The following is a 25,829-nucleotide window of genomic DNA, read 5'->3' as shown; positions in this document are numbered from 1 at the left end:
CGCTTCTTCCCACAACGGGGGCGAATCGGGGCAGATCAGGCGTATCTCAGGGGTGTCCACAGCGGGCGAGTGTAGCGAGGCCGTTCCGGCGATCAAGTGCGGCGTCTAGAGGCGCCCATCAAGGGCCGGCTGCCGGACCGTGCATCGCGAAGCCAGGTCGGGTCAGCAGGCGCTGGTACCAGGCTTCGACCGACGGGAGAGCCGCATGCGCGATCGGCGCGGCGCGCCAGCGATGGGCCGACAGGCCCAGCACCACGTCCGCGAGCGTGAAGGTGTCACCGAGCACGAACGGCCCGCCCGAGCGCGCGAGCTGCCGGTCGAGCATGGCCATGTGCCGGTTCCAGTTCGCGACGCCGGCTTCGATCAGCACGGCATCCTGGTGCTGCGCGCTCTTGCGCACCGTCGCCATGAACGCATAGCGCCAGCTGTTGTTCAATTCGCCGCCCTGCCAGTCCATCCACATCTCGACGAGCGCCCGCTCGCGCGGCCCGTCAGGCAGCAGGTCGACACGGCCCTCGCGCCGCGCGAGGTAGCGGCAGATGCTGTTGCTCTCCCACATCGAGAACGGCCGGCCGTCCTCCGAGCCCGGCATCGGCGTCGCAGCGGCATCGTCGAGCAGCACCGGCATCATCGCGTTGGGGTTGAGCGCGCGGAACGCGTCCGCCTTGACGTCGACGTCCTCGCGCGTCAGGTCCAGGCCCAGTTCGACGCCGGTCCACAGCACCTTGCGGACATTGATGGACGCCGCGCGTCCGAGCACACGAAGTCCGCTCATGACGATGCCGCGGTCGCCGCCGAATCCACGGGCGCGAAGCCCAGCACCACGCGGCGCGTCTTGGCCGACTTCTTCTCGATCTTCGTGACGACCACTGCGCCGATCTCCGACGTGTTGCCGACATGCGTGCCCCCACAGGGCTGCAGGTCGACGCCGTCGATCTCCAGCAGGCGCACTCGCCCGGTGCCGCGTGGCGGTTGCACGCTCATGCTGCGGACCAGGGTCGGATTCGCGTCGAGTTCCTCGTCGCTGATCCAGCGGTGGCCGACCGGATGCGCCTCGGCGACGAGCCGGGCGATGCCGGCCGTCAGCGCGTCCTTGTCGAGCGGGTCGGTCATGTGGAAATCCAGCCGCGCGTAACCCGCGGTGATCGAGCACCCGTCGACCGGATGCGGCACCAGCGCGCACAGCAGGTGCGTCGCGGTGTGGAAGCGCATGTGGGCATGCCGGCGCGCCCAGTCGACACGCGCGGTGACCGGCGTGCCGGCGTCGAGTCCGGTCAGGTCCTGCTCAGGCGCGGGCAGGTGCAGGATCTCGCCACCTTCACCCTTGCGGGTGTCGGCGATGAGCAGTTCCCGCCCGCCCGCCAGTGTCAGCGTGCCGGCGTCACCGGCCTGGCCGCCGCCTTGCGGATAGAACACCGTGCGATCCAGCAGCAGGCCGCGCTCATCGGCGCGCAGGAGCGTCGCCTCGCACTCGCGCAATTGCGCATCCTCGCGGAAAAGATCCAGCGTGCTCATCGGGTCCTTGTCGTCACTGGCGGCGCTTCGTCGGGACGTCGGCAAGACCTCATTCGAGGTCGCCAGACTGCGTCGGCGCATCGGACAAGGTCCCCTCGATGGCCTCCAGCTCGACCGGGCCCTTGGGCGTCGAGAGCTGCGCACGCAGGCCGTCGCGGGCCTCGAAGCCGAGCAACTGCACCCCGCTCTCGGGCAGCTTGTCGGTCGGATGGGCGTCGCCCTTCCATTCGATCGGCACCGGCAGGCCTTCCTTGCGCAGGCGGCGGCCGTCCTCGCGCAGCGCGATGCGCCAGCTCAGGTCGCCTCTCGCCGCCTCGACCGCCTCGCCGGCATCGACGCCCTCGCCCGCCCAGGTGGCCAACGTCGCGTCCAGGCTCTGCACCCGCGCGACCCAATGCAGCAGCGACGGACCATCGTCCTTCAGACGCTCACGCACGGCCGGTTGGTCCAGGTCGAACCAGCGGGGCCGGCCGGGATCCGGGGCCTCCGGATCGATCGCGATGATTTCCAGGTAGCAGCGCGGATAGGTCGGCGGCCCGCTGATGTTCAGCAGCAGGTTGTGCGTGCCCATCAGCGCGTGGCGCCCACCGGGTTGAGGAGACACGCCGAGGACGCGCTCGCACCATTCGCGGCCCTCCTCGAGGGTGTTCGCGGCGACAACGAGATGATCGACTTCCATGCTCATGGCTTCACAACCTCACCTGACCGTGGATCAACGGCGTGACATCGCCGCCAATCCAGCAATGTCCGCCCTCTTTCGCCACATGCACCCGGCCGGCACGCCCGAGGGCGGCGCCCTGGGCGGCCACATAGCGGTCGGGCGCCAGACCGGCGCCTTGCAGCCATAGTGCCAGACCCGCGTTGAGGCTGCCTGTCACCGGGTCTTCCGCAGGGCCGAGGCCGGGCACGAAGGCCCGCACCTCGAACTGCAGCGGCGAGCCCGCAGGATAAGCGCCAACGACGCCCAGCTTGAGTCGCCCCATGGACACGTAGTCCGGTTCGATGGCCAGGACCGCCTCGGCCGACGCCAGGCGCGCCGCCATCCAGTCGGGGCCGTTGTTCACCCAGACGACGTCGAGCAGGTCCGCGTCGGCGACGCGCAGCGCGCGTGCCACCTGTTCGCGCAGCGCCGGCTCGACCGGCCCCTCGCGCAGCAGCGGCGGCGCGGCGAAGGCCAGCCGCGCGCCGTCACGGCGGATGCGCACCAGGCCGATGGCGCATTCCTGGACCACCTCGCCGGGCCGCTTCGGATCCCCGCCGCTGGACAGCCAGGCGTGACAGGAGCCCAGCGTCGGATGCCCCGCGAAGGGCAGCTCGCCGCCCGGCGTGAAGATGCGGACGCGGTAGTCGGCATCGGGATGCGTGGGCGGCAGCAGGAAGGTCGTTTCGGAGAGGTTGGTCCATTCGGCGAACTTCGCCATCGTGGCGTCGTCCAGACCGGCGCCGTCGATGACGACGGCCAGCGGGTTGCCCTTCAGCGCCTCGGCGGTGAAGACATCGACTTGAACGAAGCGGCGGAGTTCGGACATGGGGAACCTCGGAAAAACAAGGCGAGTCGATCCGTCCCGCCTGACGAGGCGGTGACGGGTGACGGGAACAGGGGACAAGCCCCGACCCCGGGCGGGGTCGGCGTCGGTGCCTGCGTCGGCGCTTTTGACGACGCCTGAGACGGCGAGTCGATCAGGGCGCCGTTTCGGCGGTCGTCAGCGCGAGCGCCTCGTGCAGCACGCGGCCGAGCTTGTCGACGCCTTCCGCGATCAGGTCGGGCGTCAGCGTCACGAACGACAGGCGCAGCGTGCGCGTGTCCGGCTGGTGCGCGTAGAACGCGGCGCCCGGCACGTAGGCGATGCCGGCCTCGACGGCGAGCGGCAGCAGCGCCATCGCGTCCAGGCCCTCGGGCAGGCGGATCCAGAAGAACATGCCGCCCTCCGGTGTCTGCCATTCGCAGCCGGGCGGGAGGGACACCGCCAGCGCCTTGGCCATCGCGTCGCGGTTGGCCTTGTAGCGGGCGCGGATCTTGGGCACGTGCTCGTCGAGGAAGCCGCCCTTGATGACCTCGTGCACCACGCGCTGGTTGAAGCCCGGCGTGTGCAGGTCGGCTGCCTGCTTGGCCTGCAGCAGCTTTGGGTAGAGCTCGCTCGGGGCGACGATGTAGCCCAGGCGGAAGCCCGGCGTCAGCACCTTGGAGAACGAGCCCAGGTAGATGCTGCCTTCGGGCCACAGCGAGCTCAGCGAAGCCGGCGGCGCCTGGTCGAACCACAGGTCGCCATACGGGTTGTCCTCGACGATGGGCACGCCGGCCTTGCGGGCGGCGGCGACCACGGCCTGCCGGCGCTCCAGGCTCATCACGCGGCCGGTCGGGTTCTGGTAGTTCGGCAGCAGGTACGCGAAGCGCGTGCCCGGCGCGTCGTGCGGCAGCGCCTCGATGGCGGAAGGCAGCGGGCCTTCATCGTCGCTGGCGAGGCTGGCGAAGATCGGCTCGTACGGCGTGAACGCCTGCAGCGCGCCGAGGTAGGTCGGCGTCTCGACCGCCACCGGCGCACCCGCGTCGCACAGCAGCTTGCCGACCAGGTCCAGTCCCTGCTGCGACCCGCTGGTGATCAGCACCTGATCCGGAGACGCGTTGATCCCCAGCGTCGCGACCTTGGCCGCCACCCACTCGCGCAGCGGCGCGAAGCCTTCGCTGGCGGCGTACTGCAGCGCTTCCTTCGCGTTGTGCGTCAGCACGCGGTCGCAGGCGGTCTTGATGGCCTCCACCGGGAACGTGTCCGCGCTGGGCAGGCCGCCGGCCATGGACAGGATGCCCGGCTTCTCGGTGACCTTGAGGATCTCTCGGATGATGGACGGGTTCATGCGCGCCGCGCGGCGGGCCTGCGTCCAGGGACTGCGGTTCATGGGGGTTGTCTCCGGTTGAGCGGACCAGTCTAAGGGGTCGACCAGCACAGGACCAATACACTGCGCCATACCACCGCATGATCTGTATCGGCATGGACACCAGCACAGCCAACGCCAGCATGAGCGCCCCCAACAGCGCGAATGTCGCTCCGGTCGCCCTCTCCCGCAATGCCAGCCAGCCGCTCGCGCAGCAGCTGGCGCAGCGATTCGCGGCGCGGATCCAGCAGCGGCTGCTGCTGCCGGGCGCGCGTCTGCCGTCGGTGCGGGATTGCGCGCGGCACCATGGCGTCAGTCCGTACACGGTCGTCGCGGCCTACGACCAGCTGCTCGCGCAGGGCCTGCTGGAGGCGAAGAAGAAGCGAGGGTTTTTCGTTCGCGAAACCCGGACGCCGGTGCCCCGGGCGGCGTTCGCCCACGACGTCGCCCCCACGCCACTGCCGCCGCCGGTGGACGCCAGCGCGCTCATCCGCGGCATGTTCCAGGCGGATGCGCGACGCTCGCCGGGCCTGGGCACCTTGCCGGCGGAGTGGCTGGACCTGGGGCTGCTGCAGTCGACGCTGCGGCGGCTCGCGGCGAACGCCGACGACGCCCTGCTGTCCGGTTACGGCGAGCCGCTCGGCGACGAGCGCCTGCGACGCGCGCTGTCGCGGCGCCTGCTGGACATCGCGGTCCAGGCGGCGCCGGACCAGATCATGAGCACCGTCGGCGCGACGCACGGGCTGGACCTGATCACGCGGGCCTTCCTGGAGCCGGGCGACGCCGTGCTGGTCGACGACCCGGGCTGGGCGATCGAATACGCGCGCCTGTCCCAGGCCGGCATGCGCTTGTTGCCCGTGCCACGCGGCGCGCATGGACCGGACATGGCGGTGATGCGCCGGCTGATCGAGGAGCACCGGCCGCGCATGTACGTGACGGTGTCGGTGCTGCACAACCCGACCGGTGCGACGCTGGACCTGGCGCATGCGCACCAGGTGCTGCAGCTGGCGCACGCGCACGACCTGCTGATCGTCGAGGACGACACCTACGCGCTCTTCGCGCCCAACCACGCACCGCGGCTGGCCGCGCTCGACCAACTGCGGCGCACGATCTACGTCTCCGGTTTCTCGAAGATGCTGTCGCCGGCCTGGCGCGTCGGTTTCGTCGCGGCGAGCCCGGAACGCATGGCGCGCCTGACCGACCTCAAGCTGCTGGCCTCGCTGACGACCAGTCCGCTGATGGACCGCGCGGTCGCGTTGTGCCTCGAGCAGGGCCTGCTGCGCAAGCACGCGGAACGCATCGCGGCGCGGCTGGTGTCCGCGCGCCAGCGCTGCGTGCGGCTGGCCGAGGACGCCGGCTGCCGCTTCGCCGCGACACCGGCCGGCCTGTTCGGCTGGGTCGACGTGGGCGCGGACACGGAACGCCTGGCCCCCGCGTTGATGGACCAGGGCTGGCTGATCGCGCCCGGCATCCTGTTCAGCCCGACGCGCACGCCGGGCACGCTGATGCGCATCAACTTCGCGACCTCGCAGGATCCGAAGTTCTGGCAGGCGCTGGAACGGGCACGCGAGGCGCTCAAGCGCTGAGTCCCTCAGCCGGCGCGGGCGTCCGAGGGCCGCTCCGCCCACCAGCCCTTCCCGTCACCGGCTCACTGGCGGGCGCCCTCGTCGCGCACCGGCGCCCAGGGACCGATCAGCCGGTAGCCCTGACGCCGCGTGCAGATCACGGCGACCGGCTCGCCGCGCAGCGTGGCGGGCCGTACCCGCCAATCCTTCATCGCGACGTGCACGTGGGTGATGAAGGTGCGGTTCGGTCCCTCGGCGAGGGTCAACGGCTCCACGCGGCCCTGCGCGTCGACCTTGAACATCACGACGACATTCGCGTCATTCCCGTTCATCAGGTGGGTCGCCGGGTACATGGTGTCGCTGCCGAATTCGAGGTAGGGCGCCACATCGTGCGGCCCCTTGCAGCCGCCGATGGCACCGGGCTTGAGCACGTTGTCCGTGTCGTAGGGGCGGCCGAACGGGTTGAGCGGCTGCGGCGCGCAGGCGCCGAGCATCGCGGCCAGCGCGAGCGCGGCGGCGCCCACCGCGGAGGCGGAACGGATCGTCATTGGAGAACCTCCCTGGGCGCGTTCCGCATCGCGGGCCGCGTGTGGTCGTTGTTGTCGCGCACCATCCTAGCGACGACGCCTAAGATCCACGCTCATGACGATCCCTAGCTCCTCCTCCCCCGCCGACCTCGGTGCCGCGCTCGCCGAGGCCTGGACCACAGACACCCTGCTCGACGACGCCGCGTGGTCGCTGCCCGACGAGGCCGCCGCCTATGCGGCGCAGGCGGAACTCGCGAAGCGGCTCGACTGGCTGTCGCCCGGGCGGGTGCAGTTCTGGAAATGCGGCGGCTCGTCGCGCGACGGCGCGCTGGGCAGTTCGCCGCTGCCGCCGCAGCGCGCGCGAGAAGTCCGCGGCCTGCGCAACGGCGGTGACTTCGGCGACCTGACGCTGGTCGGCGCGGAAGCGGAGATCGCCCTGCGCCTCGGGCAAGACGTGACCCCGGAGATGGCCGCGGCGCTGGTGCCCGGGCAGGCGGAACACCTGATCGACGCGATGTGCGTCGCCGTGGAATGGCTGGGCTCGCGCTGGCAGCGCGGCCTGGCGGCGGACAACACGCTGCGCCTGGCCGACGCGCAGACGCACGGCGCGCTGGCGCTGGGTCCGTGGCAGGCGTGGAAGCCTGGCCACGACTGGGCGAACCAGCCCTGCGAACTGATCGTCGAGGGTCAGCCGCCGATGGGCGGCGTCGGCGGCCACGGCCTGAACGACCCGGCCTGGGTCGTGGCCGGCTGGCTGCAGATCGCCACGCGCGGCGGGCTGACGGTGCCGGCGGGCAGCGTCGTCACGACGGGCTCGTGGCGCGTGGCCACGAAGCTCGCCAAGGGCGCGACGGTCACCGCCCGCTACGAGGGCCTCGGTGAGCTGACCGTCCGCGCCTGACGATCAAGGTCTGGCCATCGGCGCCCGGCGGTCAGCCTGACGATCACTTCCCGTCGAGTTCTTCCCAACGCGTCATCAGGGTGAGGAGCTCGTCGTCGATCTCGGCCGCGCGGTTGGTCACCTCGGTGATCCGACCCGCGCCCTGCTGGTACAGCTCGGTGCCGTTGAGCAACGCCTGCAGGTGCTTCTGCTCGGTCTCGAGCGCGCCGATCTGCTTGGGGATCTCGTCCAGCTCGCGCTGTTCCTTGTAGCTGAGCTTGCGCTTCGTGGCCACGACCGGCGCGGGAGCGGGTGCCGGGGCAGGCGCCGGCGTGGGTGCGGCGGCCGGGGCCTGGCGGGCCTTGATCTCGGCGGCGCGCTGCGACTGCTGCAGCCAGTCCTCGATGTCGCCTTCGTACTCGCGCCACTTGCCGCCGCCTTCGCTGACGATGGTCGAGGTCACGACGTTGTCCAGGAAGCGCCGGTCATGGCTGACCAGGAACACGGTGCCGTCGTACTCGGCCAGCAGTTCCTCCAGCAGTTCCAGCGTCTCGATGTCCAGGTCGTTGGTCGGTTCGTCCAGCACCAGCACGTTGGCCGGCCGCGCGAACAGCCGGGCCAGCAGCAGCCGGTTGCGCTCGCCGCCGGACAGGCTGGACACCGGCGATTCCGCCCGCGCGGGCGAGAACAGGAAGTCGCTCAGGTAGCTCTTGACGTGCTTGCGCTGGTTGCCGATCTCGATCCACTCGCTGCCGGGGCTGATCGTGTCGGCCAGCGTCGCGCTGAGGTTGAGCGCGTCGCGCATCTGGTCGAAGTAGGCGACCGACATCTTCGTGCCCAGACGCACCGCGCCACTGTCGGGCGGCAGTTCGCCGAGGATCATCTTCAGCAGCGTCGTCTTGCCGGCGCCGTTCGGGCCGATCAGGCCGACCTTGTCGCCGCGCAGGATCGTGCCGGTGAAGCCGTCGACGATCACGCGATCGCCGAAGCGCTTGGAGACGTTCTCCAGCTCCGCCACGATCTTGCCGCTGGAATCGCCGGTGGCGACGTCCAGCCGCACCTTGCCCTGCACATCGCGGCGGGCCTGCCGCTCGTTGCGCATCTCGTGCAGGCGCTGCACGCGAGCCACGCTGCGCGTGCGCCGGGCTTCCACGCCCTTGCGGATCCAGACCTCTTCCTGCGCCAGCAGCTTGTCGAAGCGGGCGTTGGCCAGCGCCTCGTTCTCCAGCTCGTAGGCCTTGGCCGCCTGGAAGGCGGCAAAGTTGCCGGGATAACCGCGCAGCTGGCCGCGGTCGAGTTCGACGATACGGTTGGCGACGTTGTCCAGGAAGGCGCGATCGTGGGTGATCAGCAGCAGCGAGCCCTTGAAGCCGTTCAGCAGTTCCTCGAGCCAGCGGATCGCGTCGAGGTCCAGGTGGTTGGTCGGTTCGTCGAGCAGCAGCACGTCCGGCTGCGCGACCAGCGCGCGGGCCAGCGCGACGCGTTTCTTCAGACCGCCGGAGAGTTCGCCGATCTTGCGGCCGCCGTCCAGGTCCAGCCGGTGCAGCGTCTCGTCGACGCGCTGCTCCCAGTTCCAGGCGCCGATCTGCTCGATGCGTTCCTGCACCCAGCCGAGGTCGTCGTTCTCGTCGTGCGCCTCGTAGCGTTCGCGCAGCGCCTTGGCTTCGGCGACGCCTTCGCTGACGACGTCGAAGATCGTCGCCTCCGGGCGCAGCTCGGGTTCCTGCGGCACGTAGACGCTGGTCAGGCCCTTCTCGAGCTGCAACAGCCCGTCGTCGAGCTTCTCGATGCCCGCGAGGACCTTCAGCATCGAGGACTTGCCGGTCCCGTTGCGACCGATCAGACCGACGCGGTCGCCGGTTTCGAGGGAGAAATTGGCGCCGTCGAGCAGCGGCACGTGGCCGAAAGCGAGGTGGGCGTTGGAGAGGGAAAGGACAGCCATGGGGCGATTGTCCCCGATGAGCGTGACGGTCGCCTCTGACCGCCCTCAGACCGGGCTCGGGTCCGGTTCAGACCCAGACGCGATAGGCCCAGAACGCCTCGTCCTGGGCGACGCGGCGGCGCAGTTCCTCCGGGCTGAAGCCGCTGAGCCGGCGGGTCTCGCGGCAGAGGTGGGCCTGGTCGGCATAGCCATGGTCCTGCGCCAGCGCGCTCCAGATCACGGCGCCCTCGTCCTCGTCGAGCTTGCGCACCTGCTGGAAGGCAGCCTCGGCGCGGCTGACCAGACGAAGCGCGCGCAGACTCTGGCCGCTCCATTGCTTGATGCGGCGTTCCGCCTGGCGGACGCTGCGCCCGTGGCCCGCCGCGATCGCGCGCAGGGCCAGGTGTTGCATCCAGCCGGCGTAGCCGCGCGGCGGCGGATCGTCCGCCAGGACCTCATCGCGCACCGCTTGCCAGCGCGGCAGCACGAAGTCTTCCAGCGTGCGCCGCGCCGTCTGTTCGTCGCGGGCCGCGAGCATCGCGGCGTCGAGCGCACGCCACGCGGGATCGTCGATGAACGACAACGGCAGCATCCGGTCCTTGAGCTGGCCGAGATCGATGCCCGTCATCGCCTGCAGTGCCTCCGGCCGGATCGCGACCATGAACGCGCGGCAGTCGGGCGTCGCCTGGAAGCGCTTGGGGCCGCCGCGCGGTCCGCCGATGACGCTGGCGGGCAGCCAGCGACCTGGCTCGCCATCGCGGGCGCCGTCCGTCTCAACATCCAGCTCCCGCACACGTCCGCTCAGGGTCCAACTGAGGCCACACAGCGGCGTCGCGGGGAACCAGCTTTGGCATTGGGCATCGGACAAGGTTTCGCCTTGCTCGGCGGCCGCCGACAGGTCTCGCCATAGGTAAGCGTAGAGGCAGCCCTCCAGCGCGCGCGACGGGATGTGCAGGCGGGCGACGGTGCCGGGATGCAAGGGAGCGTCCATGCGTCGCAGTCTAGGCGCACCGCCCGCCTTGCTCCCTCTCCCGCGCCGCGGGAGAGGGTGGGGGTGAGGGCCAGCGGCCGGAGAAGTACGGTCACGGACGATGTCGCTTCGATTCAAGACGACTCACCGCGTGGTGGCGACCATGCGATCCCATGAGCCACGTCCTTGCGATCCCCGATGCCGTCCCCGGTCCGCGCCCGCGCTGGGCCGGCCTGCCCGAAGTCCTGTCCATGCGCCGCGACTACCTCGGCCACATGCAGCGACTTCAGCAGCAGTACGGCGACGTCGTCCACCAGCGGTTGCTCGGCCTGGACGACTTCAACTTCTTCCACCCCGACCACGTCCGCGAACTGCTGATCGCCGGCCACGACGGGATGATCCGCTGGGAGCGCGCGACGCAGGTCTTCGCCGACGCGCACGGCCGGAGCGTGCTCGTCGCCGAAGGCCCGGCGTGGCAGCGGCAGCGCAAGCTGCTGCAGCCGGGCTTCGCGCCGCAGCGCGTGCAAGGCTTCCTGCCGTTGATGGTCGACGCTGCCCATCGCGCGCTGGATCGCCTTCCCGGCAATGGCGCGGCAGATGCCGGGACAGGGTGCGGCACCGCGATCCCCGGTGGCATCGATCGCGCCGGCGGCGTTGACATCGACTTCGAGCAGCTCATGACGCTGTTGACGATGGACGTGATCCTGCGCACGCTGTTCTCAACGGGCGACGGCGAGGCCGTGGCCGCCGAAGCCTCCTGGGCGGTGCACGAGCTCGGCAAGGTGGCGATGGGCGAGATGTACGTGCCGGTGAGCGCGCCGCAGTGGGCGCCGTGGAAACGCGGCAAGCGCCGTGCGTTGCGCGCGCTGGACACGCTGGTCCGCGGTCATCTCGGCGAACGCCGCGCGAGCGCGGAGCGCGGCGATCCACCACCGGACGACCTGCTCGCGATGCTGATGTCGCTGCGCGACGCCGACGGTGCCGCGCTCGACGACACCGCCCTGCGCGACGAGTGCATGACGACCTTCCTGGCCGGCCATGAGACCAGCGCCGCCGCGCTGACCTGGTGGGGCTGGTGCATGGCGGCGAATCCGGACGCGCAGCGACGCGCGGCCGACGAGGTCGACGCCGTGCTCGGGGGCAGGACACCGACTGCGGCGGACCTGACACGGTTGCCGTGGCTGAGCCTGTGCATCAAGGAGACGCTCCGCCTGTATCCGCCGGCGCCCGCCCTCTTCTCCCGCCAGCTGACCGGCGAGGTGGAGATCGCCGGGCTTCGCCTCCAGCGCGGCGCGATGATTCGCCTGACCCCCGGCGTGATCCAGCGCGATCCCCGCTGGTTCGACGAGCCGGACGCCTTCCGCCCGGAGCGCTTCGACCCGGCAGCGGGGCATCGCGACATCCCGCGCGGCGCGTGGATGCCCTTCGGCGCGGGGCCGCGCGTGTGCCTCGGCAGTCACTTCGCGCTGATGGAGATCACGCTGATCGCGGCGATGGTGCTGCAACGCCATCGCCTCGCGCCGGTGCCGGACGTGCCAACACCGACCCCGGTGCTCAACATCACGCTGCGTCCGGCGACGCCATTGCGGCTGCGCCTGCTGCCGCGCTGAATCTTTTATTCGTGGACGGCGGGCGAGGCGGTCCGTAGCCTCGCGGCATGACCGCCTTACGAGATCGTCTCGGTCAACCGAACGAAGCTTCCGTCCGAGAGTTGGAAGCGCACCCAGCGCATCCGGCTCGGCAGGATGGGCATGTCCTGCTCCACCGAAGCACCGGTGTCGAATTCGACCGCGCCGGGCGCGGGCTCGTACCAGCCGAGCGCGTCGAGCCGCGCCTCCTGCGCCACGATCTCCGGCGTCGCGTAGCACCACAGCGCGCGGCCGATCAACTCGGCGCGCGGCAGCCGGCACAGGTGCTCGCGTCCGCGCGACATCGCCAGCAGGCGATGGCTGAGGTCGCAGATCAGATGCACCGCGCCGGGTGCGCGCTCGACAAGGCGCCCCAGCTCGAAGTCGGCGGCGCTGTCCAGTCGCGCGGCCATCAACCGGCGCAGCGTCTGCTGCTCGTCCAGCGAAGGCGCGGCCAGGCCGGACTCCCACCGCGACACCGTCGTCTGCGACACCTGGAGCTCCGCCGCCACCGCGCCCTGCTTCAAGCGGCGCAGCGTGCGCCACAGACGCAGGCTGCGGCCGAGCTGGCGGGCATCGCAGGAGAGCAGCGGCGAATCGTTCATGGCGAGGCGGCGGACAGACGGAGGGTCAAGGGCTCGATGTCGATGTCGATGTCGATGTCGATGTCGATGTCGATGTCGATGTCGATGTTCAGGATGATCGGTACCGGAGGACCGGAGTGAGGATTTTGCTGTACTACCTCTGCGGCGTGTTTGCCGCGGCGCAATTGGGCAAGCTGGCGGCGCTGTCGCCGCCGATCGCCCGCGAGCTGCAGCTCGGACTGGCGGCGATGGCCGCGTTGACCTCGCTGCTCGAGGTCTGCGGCGCCACGCTCGGCGGCGTTGCGGGACGCTGGCTCCCGCGCATCGGGCTGAAGCGCGCGCTGGCCGCGGCGGTCCTGGCGCTCGCGATCGGCGCTGCCGCGGCGGGATTCGCCCACGGTGTGGCCTTGCTCGCGCTGGCGCGGCTGGTCGAAAGCCTGGGCTACCTCGCGGTCGTCGTCGCCGCGCCCGTGCTGATCGCCCGTGCAGCCGAAGGCCGGCGCCAGGCCGCCGCGATGGCGCTCTGGAGCACCTTCCTGCCGGTCGGCATGGCGATCGGCGCGTGGACCTATGCGCACGCGGCGGGCTGGGCCGGCTGGCGGCCCGCGCAGGCGTTGAGCGTCGCGGGCGGCGTGCTGCTGTGGATCGGACTGTGGTCCGTCCGCGGGGACGACGATCCGCACGCCGTCGAATCCCGCCATCCGCCGGGTCCGACCGGCGCTCTGCTGTGGGCACTGGTCGCCGCCTTCGGCGCGTACGCGATCGCGGAAGTCGGCCTGCTCGCGCTGCTGCCCAGCCTGCTCACGCAAGGCGGCATGCCCTTGAGCGCCGCCGGCACCTGGACCGCCGCGGCCGCGCTGGCCAACGTGCCCGCCAGCGCCCTAGGCGCATGGCTGCTGCGCCGACATGGCGCGCTGTCCCGTGGAATCGCCGTCGGCATGGCGGTGTCGCTGGGCACGTCGGGGCTGCTCTATCTCGGCGTGATGCGCGATGGCGGCGATGCTTCCTGGCAGGCCGTGCTCGCGATCAGCATCAACGCCGCCTCGGGCGTGTTCCCGAGCCTGGTCTTCGCGCTGCTCCCCCTGGCGGCGCGGACGCCGGAGCGCCTGTCGCTGGCCAGTGGGCGCCTCACGCAGTTCGGCGCCTCGGGGGCGCTGCTCGGTCCGCCGCTGATGGGCACGGTCGTCGAGCGCTGGGGATGGAGCGCCGCGGGCGGCCTGTCGCTCGCGTTGTCGCTGCTCGCGATTCCGCTGGCGCTCTTTGCATGGCGGCGGCTCGCTCAATCGTCCGAGGAGAACCCGGACGCCGCCACGATCGGTCCCCACTGCGCACGTTCGGCGGCGAGCCGGCGCGCGTAGTCCGCCGGCTGCATCGACAGCGGCTCGAAGCCGAGCTTGGCCAGGCCCTCGACGACCTGCTTCTCGCGCAGCGCGACGCGCACCAGGTCGAAGACCTTGTCGACGATCGCGGCGGGCGTCTTCGGCGGCAGGAAGAGGCCGTAGGTCTCGACGCCGATGATGCCCTTGAAGCCCTGCTCGCCGAAGGTCGGCACCTCCGGCGCGAAGCGCGAGCGCTCGTGGTCGGTGACGCCGAGGATGCGCACGCGACCGCCAGCGACGTAGGGCAGCAGGTCGCCCAGGATGAAACAGCCCGACGCGATCTGCCCGCCCATCAGGTCCTGCAGGCCAGGCGCGGCGCCGCGGTACGGCACGTGCGTCAGCGTGATGCCGGCGGCGCGCTTGAACTGGTCGCCGAGGAAGTGCGGCATCGCGCCGGCCGCGGGCGACGCGTAGGACGACTGCTCCGGATGCGCCTTGGCCCAGGCGGCGAAATCGCCCATGGTCTTCACCGTCGCCGGCACCATCGGCCCGACGCCGAAGCCGCAGGTCGCGTTGGCGATCGGCGAGACGGCGATCGCGTCCGTCTCCGGCTTGTAGGCCAGCTTGCGATAGACATGCGGATAGATCGTGAACATCGACGACGGGCTCATCAGCAGCGTGCCGCCGTCGGCGGGCGCGTCGCGCAGCGCGGTCACCGCAAGGCGGCCGCCCGCGCCGACGCGCTGTTCGACCAGCACGTTCTCCGCGAGCCGCCCCCGCCAGGCTTCCGCGACGCGCCGCGCGCTGACGTCCACCGAGCCGCCGGCCGGGAAGCCGACGAGGATGCGCGGCATCGCCGCGGTCTGCGCGCGCAGCGGTCCCGCCAGCCCGGCCATCGCGGCGCCGAGCAGCAGGCCGGCGTCGCGGCGGGTGAGCTTCCGATCGAGGTCGTCCATCGCTTGTCTCCGTCGTTGTTGTCTGTCGTCGTCTGCCGTCGTCGTCTGCCGTCGTCTTCTTCTGTCGTTGTTCTCAGTCGACGTCTTCCGTGGTTCTCATCCGCCGCCGCCGTGCGCCGCGGCGATCTCCGCCAGGTGCTCCAGATCCGCCTTCAGGCGCGCGGCGCGTTCGCCGAGCTCGCTCATCAGGCGCTCGTCGTGCGTGCGCACGCGCCGTTCCAGCACGGCGAGCTGGCGCTTGCCGGCCGCCGTGAGGAACAGACCCCAGCGGCGCGCGTCCTCGGCATCGTCGCGACGCTCCACCCAGCCGCGGCCGGTCAGCCAATCCGTCAACCGCAAGGCACCGCTGCGATGCAGCCCCATCGCCTGCGCGAGCAGGCCCTGCCGCATGCCCGGATTGCGTCCGACCAGGACCAGGGCGGCGAAGCGTTGCGGGCTGACGTCGAGCTCCGCCGTCGCGCGGTAGAAGTCCAGGTAGAGCGCGTTCTGGGCCCGCCGCAACGCATAACCGAGCAGGTCGTCGAGGACGCCGTAGTCCAGCCCGGGGACGGGCAGCAGCGGCGCCTCGGGCGGCTCGGGGACGACGTTCGGCGCTTTCGATCGGCTCATCGGGATCAGCTTAGGTACTGTTGCATAGCGCAACTATCTCGCTTACCCTGACTTCATCGACTGGAGATCCCCATGGCCCTCGACATCCTGATCGCCGGCGGCGGCATCGGCGGACTGACCGCGGCGCTGGCGCTGCAACGCGACGGGCATCGCGTGACCGTCTGCGAGGCCACGGCGGAACTCAAGCCGCTGGGCGTGGGCATCAACCTGCTGCCGCACGCGGTCGCCGTCCTCGACGGCCTGGGGCTGATGCCGGCATTGCAGGCGATGGCGGTGCCGACCTCGGCGCTGATCTTCGCCAACCGGCACGGGCAGACGATCTACGAGGATCGGCGCGGCCTGGCCGGCGGCTACAGCCATCCGCAGTTCAGCGTGCATCGCGGGGAACTGCAGTTGATGCTGTGGCGCGAGGCGGCGGCGCGACTCGGCGCGGAACGTGTCGTCAGCGGCTGGCGCGCCACCGGCGCGCGGACCGATGGCGACGGCGTGATCGCGCAAGGGGCGGACGCCTCCGGCGCCCTGGTCGAGCGGCGCGCGGACCTGCTGATCGCGGCGGACGGCATCCATTCGGCGATCCGCCGGCAGTTCCATCCCGACGAGGGCGCGCCCCGATGGAACGGGATGATGATGTGGCGCGGCACCTCGCTGGCGAAGCCGTTCCTCGACGGACGGACGATGGTGCAGGCGGGACACCGGCGCGCGAAGTTCGTCGTCTATCCGATCGCGCCGCCGCGGCCGGACGGTCTGCAGCTGGTCAACTGGATCTGCGACCGGCGTCTGCGCGAGGACGGCCTGGGCGGCGGTCTGACCGCGCCGGGCCGCGAGGACTGGAACAAGCCCGGCTCGATCGACGACCTGCTGCCGACCTTCGGCGGCTGGCGCTTCCCGTGGCTCGACGTGCCGGGCGTGATCGCGAGCGCGACGCAATTGCTGGAATGGCCGATGGTCGACCGCGACCCGCTGCCGCGCTGGCGCCAGGGCCGGATCACGCTGCTGGGCGACGCGGCGCATCCGATGTACCCGATCGGATCGAACGGCGCGACGCAGGCGATCCTCGACGCCGAGGCGATCGCGCGGGCGCTGCGCGAGGAACCGCGCGTGGAGACGGCGCTCGACCACTACGAAGCCGAGCGCTTGCCGATGTGCGCGCGCATCGTCGAGCTGAACCGCCAGGAGGGGCTGGACTACATCCTCGACATGGTCGAGGAACGCGCGCCGGACGGTTTCGATCGGCTGGAGGACGTGATCGATCCGGCGGAGGTGGATGCGTTCGTCAAGCGCTACAAGGCGGCGGCGGGGCATCGCCAGACAGCGTTGCCGGAAACGCCGAAAGATGCGTCTCCGGCCTCCGCGCCGTAGCATCCGGAACCGCCCTGCTCATCTCGGTCACCCAGTCTCCCTGGATCGGGGACCGCGCCTGGATTTCATGCTGATTGAGGTGAGAGACGTCAGGCGACGGGCTTCGAAGAATCACCACCTTCCCTCACGAAGTTGCAGGAGTGGTGAATGTCCTTCATGTACCAAGAACAGCAGATGACCGCAGATGAATTCCTGAGCTGGCAGCTTGACCAAGAGGTGCCGCACGAGTTGGCCGGCGGTCATGCGGATGCTCTGCCCGATCGTGACGCCACCTTCTTTCGGGTCCTGGTCAACGTCACCTCTGCGATCCGGCGGCACTTGGACGAATCCGAATCGGCAGTGTTCATTCGAGGCGAGCACTTGCCGATCGATGTTCACAACGTCATGTGCCCTGACGCCATGGTTGCGAATCGCTGGAGCCCTGTAGATCCTCCCTGGACCATGGAGATCGTTTCCTCCCGAGGTCGCGCGCCGGACGCGGTACGACGCACATTGGCGCTTCGCCGCATTGAATCGCTGGAGGAGCACGTGACGGTCGATCTGGCCACCCGAACACTCCAGGTGGACCGTCGACTCGCCTCAGGGGCATGGTCATCCGTGTCCTTTGCCGAAGGCGATCGGGCCACGTTCCATTCTCTGCAGTTGGAGTTCGAGGTATCGGACGCTTTCGCGGGGCTGGGTCGCGAACAGCCGTCGCTCACGCTGAGCGAGTTTCTCGCGTGGGACAGGCTCGCCGGACAATCCGAACTCTCCAGGTACGAATTCAATGACGGCGTCATCATCATTCGCGCCGGGGCGAAGCTGAACCATGAACGCGTCGTCAACAATGTCGTCGTTGCCCTGTCTGCCCACCTCGACGGCACGGGATGCGAGGTCTTCGGAAGCAATCTCAGGTTGACCTGTGACGGTTCGAAAGGCGCGTTCTTGCCTGACGCCTCAGTCGTCTGCGACGCCGCGGACCTGACCAACGACGATGAGATCCGCAGGCCCATTGTGCTTATCGAGGTTCTCTCACGGTCCACACAAAGCCGTGATCGAACCGTGAAGCGCGACCACTACCTCCGGATCCCGACACTGCGGGAGTATGTGTTGATCGACTATCGGCTACGAAGGATCGACATCCACCGGCGCGAGCAAGGGGGAACCTGGTCACTATTCCAGTGCATTGCCGAGTCGCCGTTGACTTTGACGTCGATCGACTTCGTGTTGCCTGCCGAAAAGGTCTATGCCCGCGTTCGGGCAATCGGCGAGTGAGACTCAGACGTCAGCCCACCCCGTCCTCAACCACCTCGCCCAGTCCCCTCGACCGTTCCGGGAAGCGAGGTCCGCCACCGCCTCATGGTCGTACGGCACGCTGACGGACTCGGTGCGCCAGCCCTGCGCCGTCCGTTCCAGGATCGCATAGCGCGCTTCTGGAGAGCCGTTCTCCGCGACATGGCGGATCGGATGGTCGTCATCCCAGGCCTGCAGACCGACGCTGCCGGGATTCACCAGCCACTGACCTCGCGCGCTGCGCAGCACGCGCGGAATGTGCGTGTGGCCGCAGCACACCACCGTTGAAGCTTCATCGCCGAGCCGTTCGGCGATCTCCGGCGCCGTCGCCATGCTCAAGCGAGGGCCCTCCTGTGTATCGAGGAAGTACTCGATATCGCTGCGCGGCGTGCCGTGGCACAGGAAGACCTCGTCGCTCAGCTGCATCGTCTTCGGCAGCGAGCGCAGCCAGGCGAGCTCCCCGTCGCCGAGTTGCGCCCGCGCGAAGCGGTCGGACTCGCCGCCGGGCTTCTCCGCCGTGACCGCGAGCAGTTGCCGCTCATGGTTGCCGGCGATCGTCGGCCAGCCTTGCGCCATCAGGTACTGCGCCGTTTCCAACGGCTGCAGCGGCCCGGACAGGATGTCGCCGAGGTTCACGATCTGATCCGCACCCCGGCGCCGCGCATCCGCCACGACGGCCTCCAGCGCGAGCAGATTCCCGTGGATGTCGGACAGCAGGGCGATGCGCATGGCGGCCTCGGGGGTAGCAGCGCGGTGGCGCGTTCAGCCCGCCAGTTGCCGCGCGTGATGCGCCAGGTGATCGTCGATCACGCTCGCGATGAAGTAGTAGCCGTGGTCGTAGCCCTCGTGACGGCGCAGCGTCAGCGGCTGGCCGATCGACGCGCAGGCCGACTCCAGCGCTTCCGGGTACAGCTGCTCGACGAGGAACTTGTCCGCCAGGCCCTGGTCGACCAGGATGCCGTGCGGATACGGCGCGCGCTTCTGTGCCTGGATCAGTGCGCTCGCGTCATGCGCGGGCCAGGCGTCGCGGTCCTCGCCCAGGTAGCCGGTGAACGCCTTCACGCCCCAGGGGCAACGGCTCGGCGCCGCGATCGGCGCGATCGCCGACACCGACGCGAATGCGCCCGGATGACGCAGCGCCAGCGTCAGTGCGCCATGGCCGCCCATCGAGTGGCCCGCAATGCCCGTCTTCGCGGCATCCAGTCCGAGCGACGCCTGCACTTGCGGAATCAGTTCCCGCATCAGGTAGCTCTCCATCCGCCAGTGCGTTGCCCACGGCGCTTGCGTGGCATCAAGGTAGAACCCTGCCGCGACGCCGAAGTCCCAGGACGCCGTCGCGCCCGGCAACGCGCTCACCGTCTCGCCGCGCGGACTCGTGTCCGGCATCAGCAGCGCCAGTCCCAACTCAGCGGCCTTGCGTTGCGCGCCGGCCTTCATCGTGAAGGTCTCTTCGCTGCAGGTCAGCCCCGCGAGGAACACCAGCAGGCCCTTCACCGCCCGCGCGCCGCCCTGCGGCAGGAACAGCGCGAAGCGCATCGGCAGACCGATCTCGGCCGAGTCGTGGCGATGGAAACGCTGCACGCCGCCGAAGCTGGCGTGCTCGCTGATCAATTCGAAAGTCATGTCGATGTCCTCAGGCGACCGCAGCCGCGCTCAGCGCGCCGCGGCCATCGCCGCTTCCAGCGCGTCGATGAACACCGCGCCGACGTCGAAGCCCGTCTGCTCCATGATTTCCTGGAAGCAGGTCGGGCTGGTCACGTTGAGCTCGGTCATCCTGTCGCCGATCACGTCCAGCCCCACCAGCAGCAGGCCACGCGCCGCCAGGATCGGCCCGAGCGCCTCGGCGATGCGGCGGTCGTCATCGGTCAGTGGCTGCGCGACGCCCTTGCCGCCCGCGGCCAGGTTGCCCCGCACCTCGGTGCCCTGCGGGATTCGCGCCAGCGAGTACGGCACCGGCTTGCCGCCGATCAGCAGGATGCGCTTGTCGCCCTTGACGATCTCCGGCACGAAGCGCTGCACCATCACCGACTGCGCGCCGTTCTTGTTCAGCGTCTCGATGATGCTGCCCAGGTTCAGCGCATCCGCCTTCACACGGAAGATGCCCATGCCGCCCATGCCGTCCAGCGGCTTCAGGATGATGTCCTGGTGCTCCGCATGGAACGCGCGGATCGCCGCCGCCGACCGCGTCACCAGCGTCGGCGCGATGAACTGCGGGAACTCCAGGATCGCGAGCTTCTCCGGATGGTCGCGCAGCGAGGCCGCCTTGTTGAACACCTTCGCGCCTTCGCGCTCCGCCTGCTCCAGCAGGTGCGTGGCGTAGAAGAACTCCGAATCGAACGGCGGATCCTTGCGCATCAGCACCGCGTCGACGTCGGCCAGGGCCAGGTCTTGCGTCGCGGTGACCGCGTGCCACACGGCCAGCTTGGTGCCGGCCTGGCTGGCGACGGCTTCCGGCGTCAGCGTCAGCCGCTGCGCCGCATGCGCCGTCACGCGCCCGCCGCTGACCCACAGCAGGTCCGGCACCTCGCAGACCCAGAGCTCGTGGCCGCGGCGCGCGGCCTCGCGCATCATCGCGAAGGTGGAGTCCTTGTAGGTGTTGAAGGTCGACAGCGGATCGGCGACGAACAGCAGTTTCATGGGCAAGGCTTTCAGCAGGAGTCTCAACGTTTCCTGAAGTGTTGCACCAAAAGAGAAACCGCACCGGCAACCACGCCCCAGAACGCCGAGCCGATGCCCAGCAGGCTCAGCCCGGACAGCGTCACCAGGAAGGTCAGGATGGCCGCGTCGCGATGCGCCTCGTCCTTCAGCGCCGCCGACAGGCCGCCGGCGATCGTGCCCAGCAGTGCCAGGCCCGCCACGGCAGCGATCAGCTCGCGGGGGAAGGCGGTCAGCAGCCCCACCACCGCGCCGCCCGCCAGACCGATCGCGAGGTAGAACACCCCTGCCATCGCCGACGCCATGTAGCGCCGCGCCGGATCCTCGTGCGCTTCGCGCCCCATGCAGATCGCCGCGGTGATCGCCGCGAGGTTGAACGCGTAGCCGCCGAAAGGCGCGAAGACGATGGACGCGAAGCCCGTCGCCGCGATGCTCGCCGACACCGGCGTCTGGTAGCCCGACGCCCGCTGCGCCGCGACGCCGGGCAGGTTCTGCGAGGCCATGGTCACCAGGAACAAGGGCAGCGCCACACCGACCAGCGCGGTCACCGAGAACGACGGCGTGACCCACACCGGTGTCGCCCAGTCCCAGACGACAGCCTCCAGATGCAGCCGCCCCTGCGAGGCCGCGACGACGATGCCGGCCACCAGCACCAGGGGCGTCGCATAGCGGGGCAGGAAACGGCGCGCCAGCACATAGGTGAGCGCCATCGTCAGCACCATCGCCGGCGCGGTCTTCGTGGCCAGCACCGCGTCCAGGCCGAAGCGCGCCAGCACGCCGGCCAGCAGCGCGGAGGCGATCGCGATCGGAATGCGGTCCATGATCCGTTCGAACCAGCGCGTCGCGCCGGCGATCAGGATCAGCGCGCCGCAGACGATGAAGGCGCCGACCGCTTCCGGCATCGAAATGCCGGAGACACCCGCGATCAGCGCGGCGCCGGGCGTGGACCACGCGGTCAGGACCGGCTGCCGGGTCCACAGCGACAGGCCGAGGCTGGTCAGCCCCATGCCCAGCCCGAGCGCCCAGATCCAGGAACTGGTCTGCGCCGGCGTCGCGCCCAGCGCCTGCGCGGCCTGGAACACGATCGCCACCGAACTGGTGAAGCCCACCAGCACCGCAACGAAGCCCGCGACCACGGCGGACAGGGACAGGTCTTTCAGCCAGCGATTCATGGCCGCCAGCATAGCGACGCCCGCGTCAGATCTCGACCTTCGACCCCAGCTCCACGATCCGGTTGGCCGGCAGGTGGAGGAAGTCCGCCGCCGCCGCCGCGTTGCGGTGCATGCTGGCGAACAGCTTCTCCCGCCACAGCGCCATGCCCGACCCGATCGTCGGGATCACGATGTCCCGCGACAGGAAGTAGCTCGTCTCCATCTCGTCCAGGTGCACCCCGCGCTGCTCCAGCAGTTTGAGTGCGTCCGGCACGTCGGGCTCGTTCTTGAAGCCGAAGTGCAGGTTGACCTGCCAGCAGTCGTTGTCCAGGCTCTCCACCTCGACGCGTTTCTCGAAGCCGATCCACGGCACCTCGTGATGCTTGACGCTGACGAACAGGTTCTGCTCGTGCAGCACCTTGTTGTGCTTGAGGTTGTGCAGCAGCGCGTTGGGCGTCACGCCCTGCTCCGCCGACAGGAACACCGCGCTGCCCTGCACCCGCGTCGGCGGGTTGATGAACACGGCCTCGAGGAAGCTCTTCAGGTCGATCGCGTCCTCGCGCAGCTTGTCCGACAGCAGCCGCCGGCCCTGCTTCCAGGTCAGCATCAACGTGAACATGCCGAAGCCGATCAGCAGCGGGAACCAGCCGCCGTGCGCCACCTTCAGCAGGTTGGACGCCAGGAAGGTCGCGTCGATGACGAAGAACGCGCCCGTCGCGACCACGCACAGCCACAGCGGATAACGCCAGCCGAAGCGGATCACGAAGAAGGTCATCACCGTCGTGATCGTCATGTCGATGGTCACCGCCACGCCGTAGGCGCCGGCCAGCTTGCTCGACGACTCGAAGAAGGCCACCGCCACCACGACGAAGGCGAACAGCCCCCAGTTGACGAAGGGGACGTAGATCTGGCCGATGTCGCGCACCGAGGTGTGGACGATGCGCATGCGCGGCAGCAGCCCCAGTTGCACCGCCTGCTTGGTCACCGAGAACGCCGCCGTGATCAGCGCCTGCGAAGCCACGATCGCCGCCAGCGTCGCCAGGATGAAGAGCGGGATCTCCGCCCAGCTCGGCGCGAGCAGGAAGAACGGGTTCTTGATCGCCTCCGGGCTGTCCAGCAGCAGCGCGCCCTGGCCGAAGTAGTTCAGCGTCAACGCCGGCATCACGAAGCTGTACCAGGCGATGCGGATCGGCTGCTTGCCGAAGTGGCCCAGGTCGGCATAAAGCGCCTCGCCGCCGGTCACCACCAGCACCACCGCGCCCAGCGCGACGAAGGCGATCCAGCCGTAGTGCGTGCAGAAATCGATCGCCCACATCGGGTTGATGGCCTGCAGCACATGCGGGTTGCCGAGGATCTTCGGGATGCCCAGCAGGGCCAGCGTGGTGAACCACACCAGCATCACCGGCCCGAAGGCCTTGCCCACGCCGCCGGTGCCGAAGCGCTGCACCGCGAAGAGCCCCGCCAGCACCACCAGCGAGATCGGCACCACCGCGTCGTGGTACTGCGGCGCGTAGACCTCGATGCCCTCGACGGCGGAGAGCACCGTCATGGCCGGCGTGATGACCGCGTCGCCGAAGAAGATCGCCGTGCCGAACAGCCCCACCAGCATCAGCCCGCGCCGCAGCGACGGCTTCTCGCGCACGGCCGTCGTGGCCAGCGCCAGCATGGCGATCAGGCCGCCCTCGCCGTTGTTGTCGGCGCGCAGGATGAGCAGCACGTACTTGAAGGAGACCACGATGGTCATGGTCCAGAACAGCAGTGACAGCACCCCGAGGATGTTGTCGTGCGTCATGGGGACGTGCGCGCCGTGGAAGACTTCCTTCAGCGCGTACAGGGGACTGGTGCCGATGTCGCCGTAGACGACACCGAGGGCCCCGACGGTCAGGCCGGCCAGGGCGGCCGGCGAGCGGGGCGCGTGATGTGAACTCACAAAGGTCGCGGCAGCCACGCGGGCTGCCGGAAGTCGAAAGTGCGTATTGTCTGCCTTCCGTTGTGCAGTGCGTCAATGCCCCCCGCCACCGTTGCGGGGGCGGGGGTTGACGGCGTCCGCCGGAACACGTAGCTCGCCTCCCGGTCCAGGCGGTCTTCGCACGGGCTGGGCTGGACGGCAAGACCTGACCCGCCGGACGACGCCATGACGATGCCGGACGCCCCCCAGACGAACACCTGGCGACGGGCGGAACCCGTGGTGCCGCATGACAACTGAGCCTCGCAACCATGAGGTGGTCTCATGGATCGGAGGTCTCCATGCCGTTCTCAACTCCCGCGTCCAACGCCCGTGACGTGTCGGACCCGTCCCTCGTGCCGCTGGTCGACCCCGGCCCGCCGCTGCCGCCGTCTCAGCCCTGCTTCGTCGAGATCGTCCTGAATCGCCCCATCCGGCGAGCCCCCGACGTGCCGCGGCCGATGCCGCCGAAACGCTTCCGCGCGAAATCGCACAAGGGTCCGGCCCCTCAGCCGCCGAAGGCGTCCGGCGCCGTGCAGCCGGCACGTCCGCCGTCGCCCACGGAGGCGTCCCGGGCGGCCTGGCTGCTGGAGGCGGACGGCCGGCGGGCGCGGAAAGACGCGTCACGCACCCGCTTCGAACGCCTCCGGGATCGCATGGCCGGCGCCATCCCGATGCCCTTGCGCCGGGCATGGCGGGCCGTCAGTGGCGCCGCCCAGCGGATGGTCGACCGCCTGCGGTCACGGGGGGCCTCGCCTCAGGCGTAGTCCTCGGCGTCCGGGTCGGTCGTCTCCAGCTCGTAGCTGGCCGCGAGCATCGCGAGGCGGCCGATCACGCCGTACATGTAGAAGCGGTTGGGCGCGCTGGCGCCGGGCTTCTCGCCGGGCGCCGGCAGGTGCGACGAATGCGCGAAGGCCAGCGGCACGAAGCTCGAACCCGGCGCGTTGAGGTTCTCGTCCTCGGCGCGGTCGGCGTGCACGCGGTAGAAGCCGCCGACGACATAGCGGTCCATCATGTAGACGACCGGCTCGGCGACCGCCTCGTGCATGCGCTCGTGCGTCACGACGCCTTCCTGCACCAGCACCTGCGACAGCGCGGGCACGCCCTCCAGCTTGGCCAGCTTGTCGCGCGCCTTGATCGCCAGCACGTCCAGGTCCTTCGCGTCGCGGATCGTCATCACGCCCAGGCCGTGCGTGCCGGCGTCCGGCTTGACGACGACGAAGGGCTTCTCCTGGATGCCGTATTCCTTGTACTTGCGGCGCGTGCGCGTCAGCGTCGCGTCGACCTGCGCCTGCAGCGCGTCCAGGCCTGCGCCGGTCGCGAAGTCCAGCCCGTCCACCGCCACCGAGTGCGGATAGATCAGCCACGGATCCATGCCCAGCAGCTTGGCGAACTTCTTGGAGACTTCCTCGTAGGCGCGGAAGTGCTGGCTCTTGCGGCGCTGCGCCCAGCCGGCGTGCAGCGGCGGCAGCAGGTACTGCTCGTGCAGGTGCTTCAGCACGTCCGGAATGCCGGCCGACAGGTCGTCGTTCAGCAGGATGGTGCAGGGATCGAAGTCCTTGAGCATCAGCCGCGAGCGCTGGCGGATCAGCGGCTCCAGCGTCAGCGAATTGCCGTCCGGCAGCGCGACCGTCGTCGGTTCCTTGACCGACTCGTCCAGCGAGCCCAGCCGCACGTTCAGCCCCGCCATCGAGAAGATACGGACCAGCGTCGCCAGGTTGGACAGGTAGAAGCTGCCGCGGTTTTTCGCTTCCGGGACCAGCAGCAGGTTCTTGGCCTCGGGGCAGATCTTCTCGATCGCCGCCATTGCCGCCTGCACGGCCAGCGGCAGCATCTCGGGCGTCAGGTTGTTGAAGCCGCCCGGGAACAGGTTGGTGTCCACCGGCGCCAGCTTGAAGCCGGCGTTGCGCAGGTCCACCGAGGTGTAGAACGGGGGCGTGTGTTCCATCCACTCGAGCCGGAACCAGCGTTCGATCGCCGGCATCGACTCCAGGACGCGCTGCTCCAGTTCATTGATGGGCCCGGTCAGGGCGGTGATGAGGTGAGGGACCATGATGAGCGGGCGCCTGGACAGCCGGAGGGCGGATGTTCCGATTCTAGGC

Annotated in this window: 23 protein-coding genes; 6 read left to right on the top strand and 17 right to left on the bottom strand. The window is 69.8% G+C overall.

Annotation, left to right across the window (positions count from 1 at the left end):
* Nucleotides 1-118: 118 nt before the first annotated feature.
* From AC07OZ_RS11235 to AC07OZ_RS11215, 5 genes are all read right to left on the bottom strand, one after another.
* On the bottom strand, nt 119-775 hold the full coding sequence (locus tag AC07OZ_RS11235; RefSeq protein ID WP_495467211.1) for a glutathione S-transferase C-terminal domain-containing protein: 657 nt from the start codon (nt 773-775) through the stop codon (nt 119-121).
* Nucleotides 772-1,515 (bottom strand): alanyl-tRNA editing protein, encoded by a 744-nt coding sequence (locus tag AC07OZ_RS11230; protein ID WP_495467210.1) that lies wholly within the window; start codon nt 1,513-1,515, stop codon nt 772-774. The genes AC07OZ_RS11235 and AC07OZ_RS11230 overlap by 4 nt, the downstream gene beginning before the upstream one ends.
* A gap of 49 nt (nt 1,516-1,564) precedes the next feature.
* Nucleotides 1,565-2,194: a VOC family protein gene (locus AC07OZ_RS11225; protein WP_495467209.1), complete on the bottom strand. Its 630-nt coding sequence runs from the start codon at nt 2,192-2,194 to the stop codon at nt 1,565-1,567.
* Nucleotides 2,195-2,204: 10 nt separating this feature from the next.
* Entirely contained in the window at nt 2,205-3,044 is an 840-nt protein-coding gene (locus AC07OZ_RS11220; protein WP_495467208.1) for a PhzF family phenazine biosynthesis protein, read from the bottom strand.
* Between the two features lie 151 nt (nt 3,045-3,195).
* Nucleotides 3,196-4,410: an aminotransferase-like domain-containing protein gene (locus AC07OZ_RS11215; protein ID WP_495467207.1), complete on the bottom strand. Its 1,215-nt coding sequence runs from the start codon at nt 4,408-4,410 to the stop codon at nt 3,196-3,198.
* Nucleotides 4,411-4,529: 119 nt separating this feature from the next.
* Here AC07OZ_RS11215 and AC07OZ_RS11210 point away from each other — a divergent pair, with 119 nt between their 5' ends.
* Nucleotides 4,530-5,972 carry an aminotransferase-like domain-containing protein gene (locus AC07OZ_RS11210; RefSeq protein ID WP_495467369.1) on the top strand — a complete coding sequence of 481 codons (1,443 nt, stop codon included), beginning with the start codon at nt 4,530-4,532 and terminating at the stop codon, nt 5,970-5,972.
* Between the two features lie 62 nt (nt 5,973-6,034).
* Here the strand turns inward: AC07OZ_RS11210 and AC07OZ_RS11205 are convergent, their stop codons facing one another.
* Nucleotides 6,035-6,499, bottom strand: a complete 465-nt coding sequence (locus AC07OZ_RS11205; RefSeq protein WP_495467206.1) for an energy transducer TonB — start codon at nt 6,497-6,499, stop codon at nt 6,035-6,037.
* 94 nt (nt 6,500-6,593) lie between these two features.
* On the opposite strand from AC07OZ_RS11205, the gene AC07OZ_RS11200 reads away from it, so the two are divergent.
* Nucleotides 6,594-7,379: a fumarylacetoacetate hydrolase family protein gene (locus AC07OZ_RS11200; RefSeq protein ID WP_495467205.1), complete on the top strand. Its 786-nt coding sequence runs from the start codon at nt 6,594-6,596 to the stop codon at nt 7,377-7,379.
* Between the two features lie 43 nt (nt 7,380-7,422).
* On the opposite strand, the gene AC07OZ_RS11195 is transcribed toward AC07OZ_RS11200, so the two are convergent.
* Nucleotides 7,423-9,300 carry an ATP-binding cassette domain-containing protein gene (locus tag AC07OZ_RS11195; protein ID WP_495467204.1) on the bottom strand — a complete coding sequence of 626 codons (1,878 nt, stop codon included), beginning with the start codon at nt 9,298-9,300 and terminating at the stop codon, nt 7,423-7,425.
* Nucleotides 9,301-9,367: 67 nt separating this feature from the next.
* On the bottom strand, nt 9,368-10,270 hold the full coding sequence (locus AC07OZ_RS11190; RefSeq protein WP_495467203.1) for a helix-turn-helix domain-containing protein: 903 nt from the start codon (nt 10,268-10,270) through the stop codon (nt 9,368-9,370).
* A gap of 152 nt (nt 10,271-10,422) precedes the next feature.
* Here AC07OZ_RS11190 and AC07OZ_RS11185 point away from each other — a divergent pair, with 152 nt between their 5' ends.
* Nucleotides 10,423-11,859 carry a cytochrome P450 gene (locus AC07OZ_RS11185; RefSeq protein WP_495467202.1) on the top strand — a complete coding sequence of 479 codons (1,437 nt, stop codon included), beginning with the start codon at nt 10,423-10,425 and terminating at the stop codon, nt 11,857-11,859.
* A 56-nt stretch (nt 11,860-11,915) separates the two neighbouring features.
* Here the strand turns inward: AC07OZ_RS11185 and AC07OZ_RS11180 are convergent, their stop codons facing one another.
* Nucleotides 11,916-12,482, bottom strand: coding sequence for a helix-turn-helix domain-containing protein (locus AC07OZ_RS11180; RefSeq protein WP_495467201.1), 567 nt, complete (start codon nt 12,480-12,482; stop codon nt 11,916-11,918).
* 116 nt (nt 12,483-12,598) lie between these two features.
* Here AC07OZ_RS11180 and AC07OZ_RS11175 point away from each other — a divergent pair, with 116 nt between their 5' ends.
* Complete coding sequence (locus AC07OZ_RS11175) at nt 12,599-13,819, top strand: MFS transporter (RefSeq protein ID WP_495467200.1); 1,221 nt, start codon at nt 12,599-12,601, stop codon at nt 13,817-13,819.
* On the opposite strand, the gene AC07OZ_RS11170 is transcribed toward AC07OZ_RS11175, so the two are convergent.
* The gene (locus tag AC07OZ_RS11170) at nt 13,741-14,736 is read right to left on the bottom strand and encodes a Bug family tripartite tricarboxylate transporter substrate binding protein (protein WP_495467199.1); all 996 of its coding nucleotides are present in this window, start codon (nt 14,734-14,736) and stop codon (nt 13,741-13,743) included. The two genes, AC07OZ_RS11175 and AC07OZ_RS11170, sit on opposite strands and share 79 nt — an antisense overlap.
* A 96-nt stretch (nt 14,737-14,832) precedes the next feature.
* Entirely contained in the window at nt 14,833-15,345 is a 513-nt protein-coding gene (locus tag AC07OZ_RS11165; RefSeq protein WP_495467198.1) for a MarR family winged helix-turn-helix transcriptional regulator, read from the bottom strand.
* A gap of 72 nt (nt 15,346-15,417) precedes the next feature.
* On the opposite strand from AC07OZ_RS11165, the gene AC07OZ_RS11160 reads away from it, so the two are divergent.
* Nucleotides 15,418-16,704 (top strand): flavin-dependent oxidoreductase, encoded by a 1,287-nt coding sequence (locus AC07OZ_RS11160; protein ID WP_495467197.1) that lies wholly within the window; start codon nt 15,418-15,420, stop codon nt 16,702-16,704.
* Between the two features lie 147 nt (nt 16,705-16,851).
* Entirely contained in the window at nt 16,852-17,958 is a 1,107-nt protein-coding gene (locus AC07OZ_RS11155) for a Uma2 family endonuclease (RefSeq protein ID WP_495467196.1), read from the top strand.
* A gap of 3 nt (nt 17,959-17,961) precedes the next feature.
* Here the strand turns inward: AC07OZ_RS11155 and AC07OZ_RS11150 are convergent, their stop codons facing one another.
* From AC07OZ_RS11150 to gshA, 6 genes are all read right to left on the bottom strand, one after another.
* Complete coding sequence (locus AC07OZ_RS11150) at nt 17,962-18,705, bottom strand: metallophosphoesterase family protein (protein ID WP_495467195.1); 744 nt, start codon at nt 18,703-18,705, stop codon at nt 17,962-17,964.
* A 33-nt stretch (nt 18,706-18,738) separates the two neighbouring features.
* Entirely contained in the window at nt 18,739-19,599 is an 861-nt protein-coding gene (gene fghA, locus AC07OZ_RS11145; protein ID WP_495467194.1) for an S-formylglutathione hydrolase, read from the bottom strand.
* Between the two features lie 30 nt (nt 19,600-19,629).
* Nucleotides 19,630-20,613 (bottom strand): glutathione synthase, encoded by a 984-nt coding sequence (gene gshB, locus AC07OZ_RS11140; protein ID WP_495467193.1) that lies wholly within the window; start codon nt 20,611-20,613, stop codon nt 19,630-19,632.
* Nucleotides 20,614-20,636: 23 nt separating this feature from the next.
* Nucleotides 20,637-21,803, bottom strand: a complete 1,167-nt coding sequence (locus AC07OZ_RS11135) for a benzoate/H(+) symporter BenE family transporter (RefSeq protein ID WP_495467192.1) — start codon at nt 21,801-21,803, stop codon at nt 20,637-20,639.
* Between the two features lie 25 nt (nt 21,804-21,828).
* Nucleotides 21,829-23,712: a potassium transporter Kup gene (locus tag AC07OZ_RS11130; protein WP_495467191.1), complete on the bottom strand. Its 1,884-nt coding sequence runs from the start codon at nt 23,710-23,712 to the stop codon at nt 21,829-21,831.
* A gap of 772 nt (nt 23,713-24,484) precedes the next feature.
* Entirely contained in the window at nt 24,485-25,780 is a 1,296-nt protein-coding gene (gene gshA / locus AC07OZ_RS11125; RefSeq protein WP_495467190.1) for a glutamate--cysteine ligase, read from the bottom strand.
* Nucleotides 25,781-25,829 lie beyond the last annotated feature (49 nt).

This window comes from Roseateles sp. GW821-FHT09G03 (genome assembly GCF_059416045.1).
Note: the sequence above shows the minus strand (reverse complement) of the source record. Positions and strands in the feature narration are given on the sequence as shown.